This window comes from Acinetobacter sp. 1424608, from assembly GCF_000588255.1.
In the GTDB taxonomy this organism is placed as follows: Bacteria; Pseudomonadota; Gammaproteobacteria; order Pseudomonadales; family Moraxellaceae; genus Acinetobacter; species Acinetobacter nosocomialis.
Genome location: NZ_JFXL01000005.1, coordinates 105,132 through 118,264, shown reverse-complemented (window position 1 = coordinate 118,264; position 13,133 = coordinate 105,132). Strand labels below are relative to the sequence as shown.

At 38.1% G+C, this 13,133-nt stretch carries 13 protein-coding genes; 3 read left to right on the top strand and 10 right to left on the bottom strand.

Translation table 11 applies throughout. The features are described from left to right. Nucleotides 1-25: 25 nt before the first annotated feature. The 10 genes from J678_RS11330 to J678_RS11285 all read right to left on the bottom strand — a co-directional run bounded on the left by J678_RS11330 (nucleotide 26) and on the right by J678_RS11285 (nucleotide 10,028). On the bottom strand, nucleotides 26-349 hold the full coding sequence (locus J678_RS11330; protein ID WP_017393294.1) for an RnfH family protein: 324 nt from the start codon (nucleotides 347-349) through the stop codon (nucleotides 26-28). Then, on the bottom strand, nucleotides 349-1,416 hold the full coding sequence (locus tag J678_RS11325) for a hypothetical protein (RefSeq protein WP_004710227.1): 1,068 nt from the start codon (nucleotides 1,414-1,416) through the stop codon (nucleotides 349-351). Before J678_RS11325 ends, J678_RS11330 begins: the two co-directional genes overlap by 1 nt. A gap of 152 nt (nucleotides 1,417-1,568) precedes the next feature. After that, entirely contained in the window at nucleotides 1,569-2,024 is a 456-nt protein-coding gene (locus tag J678_RS11320; protein WP_000782976.1) for a bacteriohemerythrin, read from the bottom strand. A gap of 252 nt (nucleotides 2,025-2,276) precedes the next feature. Then, the gene (locus tag J678_RS11315; protein ID WP_009505210.1) at nucleotides 2,277-3,125 is read right to left on the bottom strand and encodes a class II glutamine amidotransferase; all 849 of its coding nucleotides are present in this window, start codon (nucleotides 3,123-3,125) and stop codon (nucleotides 2,277-2,279) included. 108 nt (nucleotides 3,126-3,233) lie between these two features. Then, nucleotides 3,234-4,016 (bottom strand): GNAT family N-acetyltransferase, encoded by a 783-nt coding sequence (locus tag J678_RS11310; protein WP_004710230.1) that lies wholly within the window; start codon nucleotides 4,014-4,016, stop codon nucleotides 3,234-3,236. Between the two features lie 118 nt (nucleotides 4,017-4,134). Beyond that, the gene (gene argB / locus J678_RS11305; RefSeq protein ID WP_002052003.1) at nucleotides 4,135-5,043 is read right to left on the bottom strand and encodes an acetylglutamate kinase; all 909 of its coding nucleotides are present in this window, start codon (nucleotides 5,041-5,043) and stop codon (nucleotides 4,135-4,137) included. Between the two features lie 14 nt (nucleotides 5,044-5,057). Further along, a complete protein-coding gene (locus J678_RS11300; protein ID WP_017393603.1) occupies nucleotides 5,058-6,476 on the bottom strand; it encodes a phosphomannomutase/phosphoglucomutase in 1,419 nt (472 codons plus the stop codon). 188 nt (nucleotides 6,477-6,664) lie between these two features. Beyond that, a complete protein-coding gene (gene dut / locus J678_RS11295) occupies nucleotides 6,665-7,117 on the bottom strand; it encodes a dUTP diphosphatase (protein ID WP_002121799.1) in 453 nt (150 codons plus the stop codon). Between the two features lie 24 nt (nucleotides 7,118-7,141). Next, entirely contained in the window at nucleotides 7,142-9,181 is a 2,040-nt protein-coding gene (locus J678_RS11290) for a UvrD-helicase domain-containing protein (RefSeq protein ID WP_031955816.1), read from the bottom strand. Nucleotides 9,182-9,374: 193 nt separating this feature from the next. After that, nucleotides 9,375-10,028 (bottom strand): OmpA family protein, encoded by a 654-nt coding sequence (locus J678_RS11285; RefSeq protein WP_002052040.1) that lies wholly within the window; start codon nucleotides 10,026-10,028, stop codon nucleotides 9,375-9,377. 245 nt (nucleotides 10,029-10,273) lie between these two features. Here J678_RS11285 and J678_RS11280 point away from each other — a divergent pair, with 245 nt between their 5' ends. The 3 genes from J678_RS11280 (at nucleotide 10,274) to minC (ending at nucleotide 13,105) form a co-directional block, all read left to right on the top strand. Next, entirely contained in the window at nucleotides 10,274-11,200 is a 927-nt protein-coding gene (locus tag J678_RS11280; protein WP_002051994.1) for an acyltransferase, read from the top strand. 14 nt (nucleotides 11,201-11,214) lie between these two features. Further along, nucleotides 11,215-12,261 (top strand): hypothetical protein, encoded by a 1,047-nt coding sequence (locus J678_RS11275; protein ID WP_004710238.1) that lies wholly within the window; start codon nucleotides 11,215-11,217, stop codon nucleotides 12,259-12,261. A gap of 121 nt (nucleotides 12,262-12,382) precedes the next feature. Beyond that, complete coding sequence (gene minC / locus J678_RS11270) at nucleotides 12,383-13,105, top strand: septum site-determining protein MinC (protein ID WP_002052013.1); 723 nt, start codon at nucleotides 12,383-12,385, stop codon at nucleotides 13,103-13,105. Nucleotides 13,106-13,133: the final 28 nt, after the last annotated feature.

Here is a 13,133-nt window from a genome sequence, read left to right as displayed (position 1 = left end):
AGTGAAAAAACTTGAGGGGTTTTGCTTATTGAGCTGATTGCTTAAAGCGATTGCCTTTAATGTATCTGCCTACAGGGTTCTTCGCGGCACGTTTTCTACGAATATCTTTTGGATTAATCGTTAAAGGTCTATAAACCTCAACTCGATCACCTGCATGTATTACAGCATCAGCTTCTACTTTTACTCCAAAAACGCCGAGCTGAAGTGGTTCAGGCAAATCAACTTGACTTGATAAACCACTGACTTGAACTGCCTGTGAAGCAGTCATTCCCTCTTCAAATGGAACAGAGATTAGAAACTGTTGCTCTGGCGCTGCAAACGCAACCCAAACTTGTTGAATGCGTTCCATTAGATACTTTGCCCAATTACAGCAATCATTGCCACAATAATTGAAAGCGGCAATACGATACGTACAGCAATACGCCATAGGTTATAAAAAAGCTCATTGCTGAAATTCATCGATTTACGTAAGTGACTAATTTTCATAATCCAACCTGCAAAAATTGCATAGATCAAACTAATGAGTAAGCCCCAAAGCATAAGAATCAACGTAAATAAGTTATGAAGTTCAGGCACAGCCCAAACTGCAATCGCAACAATAAGAATCACCCATTGTAAAACAGGCATAAGCTGACGCTGAGCAAGTTGTTCTCTTGCTAACTGCACAAATAATGCTGATGTCATCACGCCAGTAAATATCCACGTAAGGACTGGTAATTGAGCTTGAAGCGAGAAGAAACCAAAAGCAATTACAGCAATGAGCTGAGCCAACCAAATTGGAAGAACAGTTTTAGTTGCACCTTCTTGAGTCTGAACAGTGCCAACACTATTTTGCCAGTAAAGTCCTAAACCTAACCCGCTCGCTACAAGTGCAAGTACGGTTGCATTACCCCACTCTTTAAACTCTACATTGGTCCAATGCCAAGGCTGTAACGTGGTACCCATCATATTTGCCAACACAATAGAAGCGATTACCCCTATGGTCATTAACAAAACAAGAATTTGACGAGGAATAAATGATAAGACCAAGGCAGCAACTGCAAGGCCCGCAAAAATGATTTGACCGGAAACGCCTGGGGCAAACTGCGCAACTAATATATTGCTTGCAGTGCTCAGTACATTACCCGCTAAGAAAGGAATAAAAACAACAGCAAGCCAGCCAACCACGCGCCATTTAGGTGAACTATCTGCTTCACGAGTTAAACTCGATAACGCATTTAAAGCGGTTGTTTTAGATCGTTTTGCTAAAGCAATTTCCAAATAACAAACTGGTAATGCCAATAACAACATTGTGCCAAACCACAATAACCAGAAATCGAGCTGACGATCAATCTGGATGCCCATGGTTGGTGCCAAAGTGGCCATGATGACAAAAGATAAGCAAAACGCCATAAGAGGCGATAACCAACGTGACATAGGTATGTCCTGCATTATGCATTCCTTGAAAAAGTCTTTAGATATTTTGCCCGTCTCATGCATGAAAATCAAAGTCTGCACAATAAAAAAAGCAAACCACCGAAACGATAGTTTGCCGCGCTAACTGTATATTAGAGTTTTTCGAGTTAAATTTATGAGAAAAAACGGGCGAACCAGTTCTTTCCTTTCTTCTTTTCTTTTTCTCTAATAATCCCCATCATATTTTCTTTTACTGCCCCTACATAATCAGCATCATCATGTTGAATATGATTAATTAACCATTTAGCCAAAATTTCTTGTAATTCAGCTTCTATAGTATGCCCCATTTCAAAACGCTCACGATATAACTCTATTTTTTTAATAAACAAGTCATGTACGCGTTTATGAGGTACTCTATATTTATAATCAGCTTCTTCTTGCAAACTTTCTTCAAAGGTAAAATGTGACTGTGTATAATCGATAATATTGTCTAAAACATCTTTAATACGACGTCTATCTTCATCATCTTTTACATCATCAATCTCATTAATATAATCAAGTATTCGTTTATGTTGCTCATCAATAACATCAATACCCGTATTATATTCTGAAGCCCATTTCATTTTCATACACCACCCCCAATGATGTTCAATGACTGTTGCATAAAACGCATCTTATCTTTAAAGGGTATAAATAAAAACAAACCTATTTTGTCGGCTTTATATAAATAAAAATAAATAATTAATTAAGTTTTTGATTTATAAAATATTTAATAATATTAACCAACTAAAACAATAAAGTATTTTTTAAACAAAATACTTTATTATTAATTAAGTGAAATATATATTAGTCAAGCAATTACATTTATTTTTACTGAAGATTTAATACTGATCTGCACGAGTAATACGTTTAAGTTCAGGATTTTTTTCTTCACGTATTAATCTTTCAACATGTGTTATTGCTTTTTTTATAGGCTGGCCATGTTGAAATAAAATCATTTCACCAGGTTGATATGCTGTCCAAGTTTCATTATGTGTTAAAGGCTCAGTAGTTATTACTGCAACTCGATCTTCAGGAGTCGTTACTTGACTAAAATCGACTTCGACATCTAAATCGATTAAATGCGCATTATTAAATGGATATTCACGAACGAGCCAATGCAATTTAGTAATTGCATAACTAAATAAAGCTTTGCCATTAGATAAACAGAAATTAAATGTGCCATATTCTGCAATTTGTGGAGAAATTTTCTCTAGCACTTCAAATATCTGTTCAAGACTTGGTTCTTCATAGCCAAATACTTCTACAAGCTGGTCTAATAAATAACAAAATGCTCTTTCACTATCAGTATTTCCTACTGGTGTAAAACGCCCACTCAAGGGTGGATTAAAATCATGTAAATCGCCATTATGGGCAAAAATCCAGTGACGTCCCCATAGCTCACGAATAAAAGGATGTGAGTTCTCAAGTGTAATTTTGCCTTGGGTTGCCTTACGAATATGCGCGATTACGTTACGTGATTTGATAGGATAATTACGTATAAGATCAGCAATTGGTGATTCAACTGCAGACTGGTTGTCTACAAATAATCGGCATGCCTTATCTTCAAAAAAGGCTATACCAAAACCATCACTATGGTCAGAGGTAATTCCTGCGCGCTGTGAAAAACCACGGAAAGAAAAAGTGATATCCGTTGGTGTTGCACAATTCATTCCTAATAGCTGGCACATATTGTTTTAAACTTTTCGCTTCATTACCTCATACATACTATTGTGCATGAGAGTAAAATAGCTTGTAAATCCCAATATGCGCTCGCTATTACAAAATATAAGATATCTTTATCGCTGAGCCATTTTGTTCATTACAAAAGAAGTTGCGATTTTATTCACTTCTAAAAATACAAAGTAATCGAGACAGTTAAATTCAGCATCAAAAAAGGCATCTTTAGATAGTTTAGACTGCATACTCAAATACATTTGAAACAGTTTTGGCATGCGCTCATCTTGAGGAAAGCTAAACTCAGGATATTCAGGTTCATAAATTTTTTTAGAACGAATATCGATGGTTTTACTGTCTGGTAATTGCTGAATCTGACGGTGCGTATAGTACGCTCTGGCCAAGTTATCTTGCAGATGAATACTGACACAGCCCATTAAATATTTAGCGCGCATTGACCACAACACTTTAGGTGCAAGATTCAACCATAATGTTGAAAGGGCCTTTCCATTACGGAAACGCGGATGTACACAGGTACGCCCTATTTCTAATACATTTGGCAAATGTGATAAGTGGGGAACAATATCAAATTCATGAGCACTATAGCTTTGTGCAATTTCATGGCCCTGAAAGAGTTTGAGACGTGTATAAGCTACAATCTCTCCCGTCCATTTCTCACGTAATACTGCATGCTCACAGCTAAAGTCGTAAATATCTTGATCTAAGTTATCTTCAAAATGAATACCGAATTGTTTACTAAATTGTTGTGCACGAAACCGTTGTACATCTTGTAATTCTTTTAAATTATCAACCCATTCAAAGCGAAATTGTGTTTGATTCGTAGCCTTATGGCGATTTAGAGGTAAAGTCCACGTTTGGCGATATTGATTAAATTTTTCCAGCATAATGAACGCTCCTAGTGACACCCCCTACACTAGTCAAAGCTCATGACAAAAAAATGACTAAAATTAAATGGCATAAAAAAAGACCACTTAGCGTGATCTTTTAATGAAAATAATAATATTAGTGGGCTGAATGAGTACGGTTAGAAATAAGCGTACCTACACCATGATCTGTAAAGATTTCAAGCAATGTCGCGTGCGGTACACGGCCATCAACAATATGAGCGCTCACGACACCGCCTTTTACAGCGTCTAGTGCACAACCTACTTTAGGAATCATTCCACCGTAAATCACACCTGTCTCAATTAAACGGTCAACTTCTTGTGTTGTTAATCCGGTTAAGAGATTTTTGTTTTCATCTAATACACCGGTAATATTCGTAAGCAGAATTAATTTTTCTGCACCCAGTGCTTCAGCAACCTTGCCAGCTACTAAGTCAGCATTAATGTTGTAAGTATTACCTTTTTCATCAACGCCTAAAGGAGCAATAACAGGAATAAAGTCACTTTGAGTAAACATCTCCAATACGTCTGTTTTTACCCCAGTCACTTCACCCACCATACCTAAGTCGATATGTTTGATAGAACCGTCTTCTTCGTGCTTTTCCATTAATAATTTACGGGCACGTAAAAGATTGCCGTCTTGACCCGTGAGGCCAATCGCACGTCCACCATGTTTATTAATTAAATTAACAATGGATTTGTTTACGCTACCGCCTAATACCATTTCAACCACTTCCATAGTGGCTTCATCGGTTACACGCATACCGTCAATACGGTCAGACTCACGGCCTAATTGCTTCAAGAAAGAGTCAACTTGTGGGCCACCACCATGTACAACAACCGGGTTTAAGCCCACAGTTTTAAGTAAAACGATATCGCGAGCAAATGAACTTTCCAATTCAGGATCAGTCATCGCATTACCACCGTATTTCACCACCAGCGTCTTACCAGAAAAACGTTGAATATATGGCAAAGCTTCAATCAAGATTTTTGCTTTGTCGACGCCGAGATGCTGATCTTGTGGCATTGCGCCTCTCCTTATTAGGCCTCAGAAAGTTCTTGTGCAATTTGCGGGTAACGCTCTTGCAACATATCAATAAATTTTTGCTGGATTTCCTTTAAACGCAAAGGACTATCAGCGTCAAATCTTACGGTAAAATACTCACCCGTATTTGATGCTCGAATAATGCCAAAACCATCATCAAAATCAAGACGTACGCCATCAATTTTACTAATATGAGCGCCTAAACGATGGCTCAAAATTTCAATGTCTTGCAGTACATGCTTAGGATCTGATTGGTGAGTACTAATATAGGTATCTTCGGTACAGCATCTTTCAGGATAAATAGAAAATAAATCCGAAACTGTTGCCGCACTAGACTCGGTGAAATATTCCATTACACGCAGTGCAGCATATATACCATCGTCATACCCAAAACCACGTCCGTCATTAAACACATAGTGGCCAGCATATTCGCCACCAAAAATGGCTAGGCCTTTGGACTTAGACAAATATGAACGGAGGAAACTGCTACCTGTACGAATCATTTTCGGTTTACCACCGAGTCGCTCTACGGTTCTTTGAACCATAAGCGAACATTTCACATCAAATACAATTTCTTTATCGGGCTGCTGTTCCAGACACATTTGTGCAAATAGCGACAGTAACCGATCAGCTGTAAGTATGTTGGCTTTTTCATCGAGTAATACGACGCGGTCACCATCACCATCAAGCGCAATACCAATATCTGCTCTTTGTTCGACAATTGTTTTACGTAACTCTTTCAAATGTGCAGCATGTGAAGGGTCTGGCGCATGATCAGGGAATTCGCCATTTGGCGTCGTACGTAAGGCAATAACCTCACAGCCCATCTTTTCGAGTACCAGTTTCGCACAGTGCCCTGCCGAACCATGTAAACCATCTAACACTACTTTTAATGGACGTTTGAGTTGAATGTCGTCAAAGATGGCTTGCTGATATTTTTTGCAAAATTCTGATTTAAATTGAGGGGTTGATAATTCTAATAATGAAATCGGATGAGTAGGAACATAAGTTTGCGCAAATTCACCTACTTGCTGAATCATTTCTGGAGATGGAGGTTCGCCTCTTAAAATCCACTTAATACCATTATCTGATTTTGGATTATGGCTAGCTGTCACCATAATTCCATTACCGCCAAACTCACGTGCAATGTAATACATCATCGGAGTTGAGCAACAACCAATGTTTGTAACTGTGAGGCCCTGCTCTACTAATATCTCTTCAATTAAATGCGCATAAGCTGGGCTTGTGAGACGGGCATCATAACCAATGACCAGTTGAGTTTGTTCTGCTTGTTTATATTGTTGTGCCAATCCATAGGCAATTGAACGGACGACATCCGTAGTTAAATAAGAAAGTTTGCCTCTAATATCGTAAGCACGGAAAATATTTTTTGGGAATGAGTGTCTTACATTCATAGCGTATCTTCTATTTAAAGATCAATCTGATCTATCGCAAAAATATAGAGTATTCAAAAAGGTATTTGCTAAAAAAGTTAAAAGAGTATGAGTAAAGCGTGTTGTAATATAATTCATTGTAACATTCAAGGTATAAAAAGAAACACCTGTAAAACAGGCGTTTCTTTTCATTATTTTTTATAAGTTAATTATTGTTTACCAGTGTGACCAAAGCCACCAGCACCGCGTAAAGTTTCTTCAAATTCCTCTACTTGTTCAAACTCAGCCTGAACAACTGGAACTAAAACATATTGTGCTAAACGCTCACCTGGTTCTAAACGGAATGTGGTTTGACCACGGTTCCAAACTGAAACCATCAATTCGCCTTGATAGTCTGAGTCAATTAATCCGACCAAGTTACCCAGAACAATGCCGTGTTTATGACCTAAACCTGAACGTGGCAAAATTAAACCAGCAAAATTCACATCATGAATATAAATTGCCATACCTGTTTTAACTAATACAGTTTGGCCTGGTTCAATATCAATTGCTTCATCTAAACAGGCACGTAAATCTAAACCTGCTGATCCTGCTGTTGCATACGAAGGTAAAGGCCATTCTTTACCTAAACGTGGATCGAGCAATTTAACTTGAACTTTCATGAGATTTCCTAAAAATTAAAAAAATTAACGCTTTAATAAAGCTTTTAAATTTGCCAAATATTGTTGAGCCTGTTCTTTAGGGTCAACATTTGCTGCAATTTTCTTTTTACGCCCTAACCATTCGAGCTCGTCTTGTGGAAGCTCATCAAGGAAACGGCTTGGGGGCATTTGTTTCATTTGACCACCATTTTTACGCTGTTCTGCCAAAGTTAAAGTTAAGCCTTGACGCGCACGGGTAATTCCCACGTACATAAGACGGCGTTCTTCTTCAATGGTTTCAGCTGCAATCGAGTTCTTATGCGGTAAAAGCTCTTCTTCAAGTCCCATAATATACACAAATGGGAACTCCAAACCTTTTGCTGCATGCAAAGTAAGTAGGTTTACTTTGTCAGTGTCCTCTTCTTCTTGCTGTTGTTCTAACAAATCGAGCAAGACCAGTTTTCGAATAACGCTTTCAATATTCTTTTCATCAACATCTTCTGCACGATTAATCAGATTTTGAATACTGGTAAATAAATTCTCGATGTTATCAAGCTTACTTTTCTCTTGAGCAGGTGTTGCAGATTGCTCACGAATATAGTCGATATAACCTGCCTCATTCATCATTTGACGAACTTTAGGTACAGGCTCATCGTCTTCTAACAACTCACGAGTAAACGTTGCGATAAAGTCAGCAAACTCATGTAATTGAGTTTCTGCCTTTTTAGGAAGCACCATACTTAAACGCTGGTCGGAAGAGGCACCAAGTAAAGACAAATTATTTTCTTGCGCAAATAATCCTAGCTTCTCAAGAGTAACTGGGCCAATCGCACGTTTAGGCGTATTAATGATACGTAGGAAAGCACTGTCATCTTCAGGGTTAATAATAAGACGTAAGTAGCTCATTACGTCTTTAATTTCTGCACGAGCGAAGAATGATGTACCGCCAGAGAGCTTATACGGAATCTGCATTTGGCGAAGCTGGGTTTCTAATACACGCGCCTGAAAGTTACCACGGTACAATACAGCGTAATCTTTCCAGTTCTTACCATTCATCAGTTTATGAGTCAGTAAGTCTTTGACTACACGTTCAGCTTCATCGTCATCATTACGACAGGTAATAATTCTAATGACCTCGCCATGGCCTTTATCACTCCACAATTTCTTATCAAAAATATGCGGGTTATTTTGAATCACACAGTTTGCAGCTTTCAAAATACGGCTGGTCGAACGGTAATTTTGCTCAAGCTTAATAATATGTAAATTTGGAAAATCCTGTTTAAGCAAAGCCATGTTTTCAGGCTTCGCCCCTCGCCATGCATAAATCGACTGGTCATCATCACCAACAGCAGTAAACTGCCCCATTACACCAACCAATAGTTTCACTAAAATATATTGTGCAGTGTTGGTATCTTGATATTCATCGACCAATAAATAACGAACACGGTTTTGCCATTTATCACGTACCTCTGCATTTTCTTGCAGTAATCGTGTTGGCATAACGATTAGATCATCAAAGTCGACTGCATTGTAGGCACGTAAATTACGCTCATAAAGTTGGTAAAGATGGGCAAATTGAACATCTTCGGGTGTTTCACACGTCGAATGTGCTTGTTCTGGCAAAATCAGATCATTTTTCCAATCTGAGATTTTCTTCATTGCCTTGGCAATTAACTCTTTACTCTCTGCACCTGATAAATTATCGCGATGCATCAGATCCATCAAAATACGTTTACAGTCATCTGCATCCAAAATCGAAAAATTGGCTTTTAAAGGTAAATTTTTAAGTTCTAAACGTAAAAGATTTAAACCAAAAGTATGGAAAGTCGAGACTGATAAACCTTTTGCTTCTTCGCGTGATAAAAGCTTGGTTACACGCTCTTTCATTTCACGTGCAGCTTTATTGGTAAAGGTCATCGCTGTAATACGATGCGCTGGAATACGGCAATGTTGCACCAAATAGGCAATTTTACGAGTAATTACCGATGTTTTACCTGAACCAGCACCAGCAAGCACCAATAAAGGGCCTTGAGTATATTTCATGGCTTCTTCTTGCTTGTCGTTCAATTGACTGGCAGATGACATCGTGTATTACCTCTTAATTTTTCGAGCATGATTATAGTCATCTCTTTTTTAGAATCCCAATAGTAAATCTACGGATATGTATAAATGATGTCTAATAATGCAATTTATGCGCCGCAGAATGTCGTGATTATTTCTTGTACTGCCCCCATAAAAAAACCACCCGAAGGTGGTTTTTGAAACAATAAATTAAATCTTATTGTTTAGCATAAATGCTGATTTCTACACGACGGTTTTGTTCACGACCAGAAGCAGTTGAGTTGTCTGCGATTGGGTTAGAAGAACCATAACCTTGTGCATCGATACGGCTTGAAGAAACGCCTTTACCAGCTAAATAGATTTTAACTGATTGAGCACGTGCTTGAGATAATGGAATATTGATAGAGTCATTACCTGTGTTATCTGTGTAACCAGTAACTAAAATCGCACTCTTGTTATCTTCAGCCAATGTTTGCGCTACTTTGTCCAAAGTTGCATAGAAGTTTGGCTTGATGTTTGATTTGTTCGTATCAAAAGTGATGCTACCAGGCATGATCAATTGAACAGAACCATCTGGGTTACGGCCTACTTCTACACCAGTACCCGCCATTTGTTCACGTAATTTTTTCTCTTTTTGGTCAAGATATAAACCACCAGCTGCACCAAGAACTGCACCGATTGCCGCAGCACGGTTGTTTTGACGGCTAGAGTTTGCACTTGATTTAGAAATACCATAACCTGCTGCTGCGCCGATTAATGTACCTAATGCGGCTTTATCGTATTCAATTCCACCAAGGTTGTTACCTGTTGTCTGACAACCAGAAAGTACTACTGCTGCCCCTACGACTGTTGAAATAACTAATGCACGCATTGCATGCCTCCTCACTTTGTGTGTTTTGTTGTCTGGATGAATAATGAAACAAAAAGGAAGTATAAAACATTGATATTTTGTTAATAATAAACAGTTTAGTTAGTTTTTTGTAATATTTTGATGCACTTTAAGACGTGCACTCATCACAATTTCTTCATTGTTGTCTAAGATACCGTTGTATTTCATTTCATGATAGTTATAGTTGAACAACTTTCTATGGATTTTGGATATTCGGGGCCATTTATATGTCAACTGCACCCAATAAGCAATCTGCGCTAAAAAAAATTACACGTGGACTCACTGTCGGTACAGTCATTACAGGTAGCACCTTTTTTCATGGACCACCTGTATTGGCTTTGGGATTAACCAAGTTATTTAAAAAATCATCCAAAGTAGATGAAACCAACATTCAAATTACAAATAGCTGGCTCAGTGTCAACAATTGGCTCATTGACCATGTTCTACCTAATTTAAAATGGGACATTACGATCGACGAAGGTCTTGATTTAAGTATGCAAGGCCGTTACTTAATGACTTGTAACCATCAAAGTTGGGTTGATACGACTGTAAACCAGTATTTCGGCTTAACCCGTATGCCACTTACCCGTTTTTTTACCAAGTGGGAACTCATCTTTATTCCATTCGTTGGTCAAGCATTTAAAATTTTAGGCTTCCCAATGATGAAACGTCATACCAAAGAGCAAATCGCGAAAAACCCTGAATTAAAAGACCGCGATATGATGGAAGCACGTAAAGCATGCGAACAGCTCTTAAGCCAACCTTTTACATTATTAAACTATTTGGAAGGTACACGCTTTACTCAGGAAAAACATGATCAACAAAATTCGCCATATAAACACTTACTAAAACCTAAAGCAGGTGGTTTGGCACTGGCTTTAAATATTTTAGGCGACAAAATTGATGCTTTAGTTGATATGACGATTGTTTACCCTGACGGTGTACCAGGTTATGGCGATTTCTGGTTAGGTGATGTTTCACAAATTGCGGTAAATCTTCGTAAAATTGAAATACCAGCTTGGGTACTCGGCGGTAACTACGAAGATGACCCAGTTTACCGTGAGCGTTTTCAACAATGGGTACATGAACTCTGGACTGAAAAAGATCAACTCATCGAACAAATGAAAGCTCGATATACTACTTCAACTCATTAAAAGCATTTATAGCTATGCAAAACAGTTCCAGAAAACAAGCACAATATTACCATATGGACCCAAACAGCATTTCATTTAAGCTGTTTTTGGTTTATGACATCTTTATGGTGTTTATTATTATTTTCAATCTGTTCTGTCTTGCAGCAAATTTCTTTTTAATGAGCAGTATTGGGGCATGGTTTTTCGAACATATTCACTTGCCCCAAGTACTCAGCTTTTATAAAACCTATTTACACCCATGGGTAATTACGACAGAAGCTTGGTTTATTGGCTTTTTAATTACTGAATTTTTTGTCCGTTGGGGCATTTCTATTGTTTATAAACACCATAAACGTTGGTTCTTCTTTCCATTTATTCACTGGTATGAAATTTTAGCCATCATACCGCAATTGCGTTTTTTACGTTTGTTTCGTGCCGGCATTATTGCCTATCGCTTATATGAATTAGGCTATCCGGTTATTCCTGAAAGCTGGAGAAAAAACGGTTTATTTTATTATCGTGTCGTTATGGAAGAGCTATCTGATCGCGTGGTTATTACGGTTATTGATGGCATTCGTAATGAGCTTCAAACAAGCTCAACACATAAGCAAATTATTCATGAGCTGGTTAACCATCATCGTGAACAATTTACGGTTACCCTGACCTCCATATTACAAGAATCCTTAGCTACAGCATTAAAAGAACAAAAGCCTGCAATTACAAAAGGTGTTGGACAAATTGTTGATCAAGCCATAGAAGATACGCCAGAATTAACCCAATTATTACGCTTAATTCCTTTAGTCGGAGGCCGTATTGAACAGCAAATACAAAGTATTGGTCAAAGACTTGGGGAAAATATCAGTGCCGGTTTAATTGAACCTTTAATTGAAGGGTCAAAAGAACAGCCCAATGCAACTTATCAATTAATTTCAGAAAAAATAAGTAACGTGAATATTAATAACCGTGAGCTTGAGCAACTTGTAGAGTCTGTAGTGTTTGAAAGTCTCGAAGCAATTCGCAAACAAGTTAAAGTCAAACAGTGGCAACAAACCCTTGCGGAGCATGATCGAATCAAAGAATAAGCATTTACTTAATTTTTTATGAAACACGCTAGAGAATTGGCACGATTTGTTCTAGCATTTGCTCTATTTACAATAAACTTAACGATATTACAGCTCGTTTTAACGCCTTGAAGGAAGACTTATGGCTGATATCCGGATTACCGGCAGAATGGTTAACTTTAGCAGGATAACCTTCGATACGAATGATCATGATGTGATCCGCCAGCAATTATCAAATATTCTAAATGAAGGTTCCTATCAGGGAACTGTCGTTATTATAGATAGTACTGTTGAGCAAGAGCTCATTGCTTTAATTCAGTTGTTAGTCAGCTTAGGTTTACAGCCTATGGCGGTTATTGACGGTATTTTAGGTGATGAAGCACGTGCCATTCAGTTCCCTGTATTACCGGCAGACCAGCCATTACAACGCATTAAAGCAACTGCGGAGCAAGTTGCAATTGTAGAGAAAGCTGCCCCTGCACAAGCTTCAACAGAAACAAAAAAACCACTAAATAATAATGCAGTTGCCCATATTACCTCTTATCATGATGAAATTTTGCGTACAGGCCAATCTCTTGTACAAGACCAAGGCGATATTATTTTAAAAGCTGGCATGAATAGTGGATCTGAAGTGATTGCTTCAGGAAATATACATATTTATGGCACGGTTCGTGGTAGAGTCATTGCTGGTGCGGGTGGGCACGCTGCTGCACGCATTTTTTGCCAATCTTTAGAGGCTGAACTCGTTTCCATTGCCGGAACATATTGTGTCGCAGATGATATCCCTAAACATGTGGTAAAAAAGCCAGTACATATTTATTTAAATGAAAAGCAAGAGCTTGAATTTGAAGCTCTAGAACTTTAGTTTATTAAGCAAATCACCAAAAAACAGC

Coding starts and splice junctions, on each gene's coding strand:
- J678_RS11330 (WP_017393294.1), bottom strand. CDS start 349: ATGGAACGCATTCAACAAGTTTGGGTTGCGTTTGCAGCGCCAGAGCAA.
- J678_RS11325 (WP_004710227.1), bottom strand. CDS start 1,416: ATGTCACGTTGGTTATCGCCTCTTATGGCGTTTTGCTTATCTTTTGTC.
- J678_RS11320 (WP_000782976.1), bottom strand. CDS start 2,024: ATGAAAATGAAATGGGCTTCAGAATATAATACGGGTATTGATGTTATT.
- J678_RS11315 (WP_009505210.1), bottom strand. CDS start 3,125: ATGTGCCAGCTATTAGGAATGAATTGTGCAACACCAACGGATATCACT.
- J678_RS11310 (WP_004710230.1), bottom strand. CDS start 4,016: ATGCTGGAAAAATTTAATCAATATCGCCAAACGTGGACTTTACCTCTA.
- argB (WP_002052003.1), bottom strand. CDS start 5,043: ATGCCACAAGATCAGCATCTCGGCGTCGACAAAGCAAAAATCTTGATT.
- J678_RS11300 (WP_017393603.1), bottom strand. CDS start 6,476: ATGAATGTAAGACACTCATTCCCAAAAAATATTTTCCGTGCTTACGAT.
- dut (WP_002121799.1), bottom strand. CDS start 7,117: ATGAAAGTTCAAGTTAAATTGCTCGATCCACGTTTAGGTAAAGAATGG.
- J678_RS11290 (WP_031955816.1), bottom strand. CDS start 9,181: ATGTCATCTGCCAGTCAATTGAACGACAAGCAAGAAGAAGCCATGAAA.
- J678_RS11285 (WP_002052040.1), bottom strand. CDS start 10,028: ATGCGTGCATTAGTTATTTCAACAGTCGTAGGGGCAGCAGTAGTACTT.
- J678_RS11280 (WP_002051994.1), top strand. CDS start 10,274: ATGTCAACTGCACCCAATAAGCAATCTGCGCTAAAAAAAATTACACGT.
- J678_RS11275 (WP_004710238.1), top strand. CDS start 11,215: ATGCAAAACAGTTCCAGAAAACAAGCACAATATTACCATATGGACCCA.
- minC (WP_002052013.1), top strand. CDS start 12,383: ATGGCTGATATCCGGATTACCGGCAGAATGGTTAACTTTAGCAGGATA.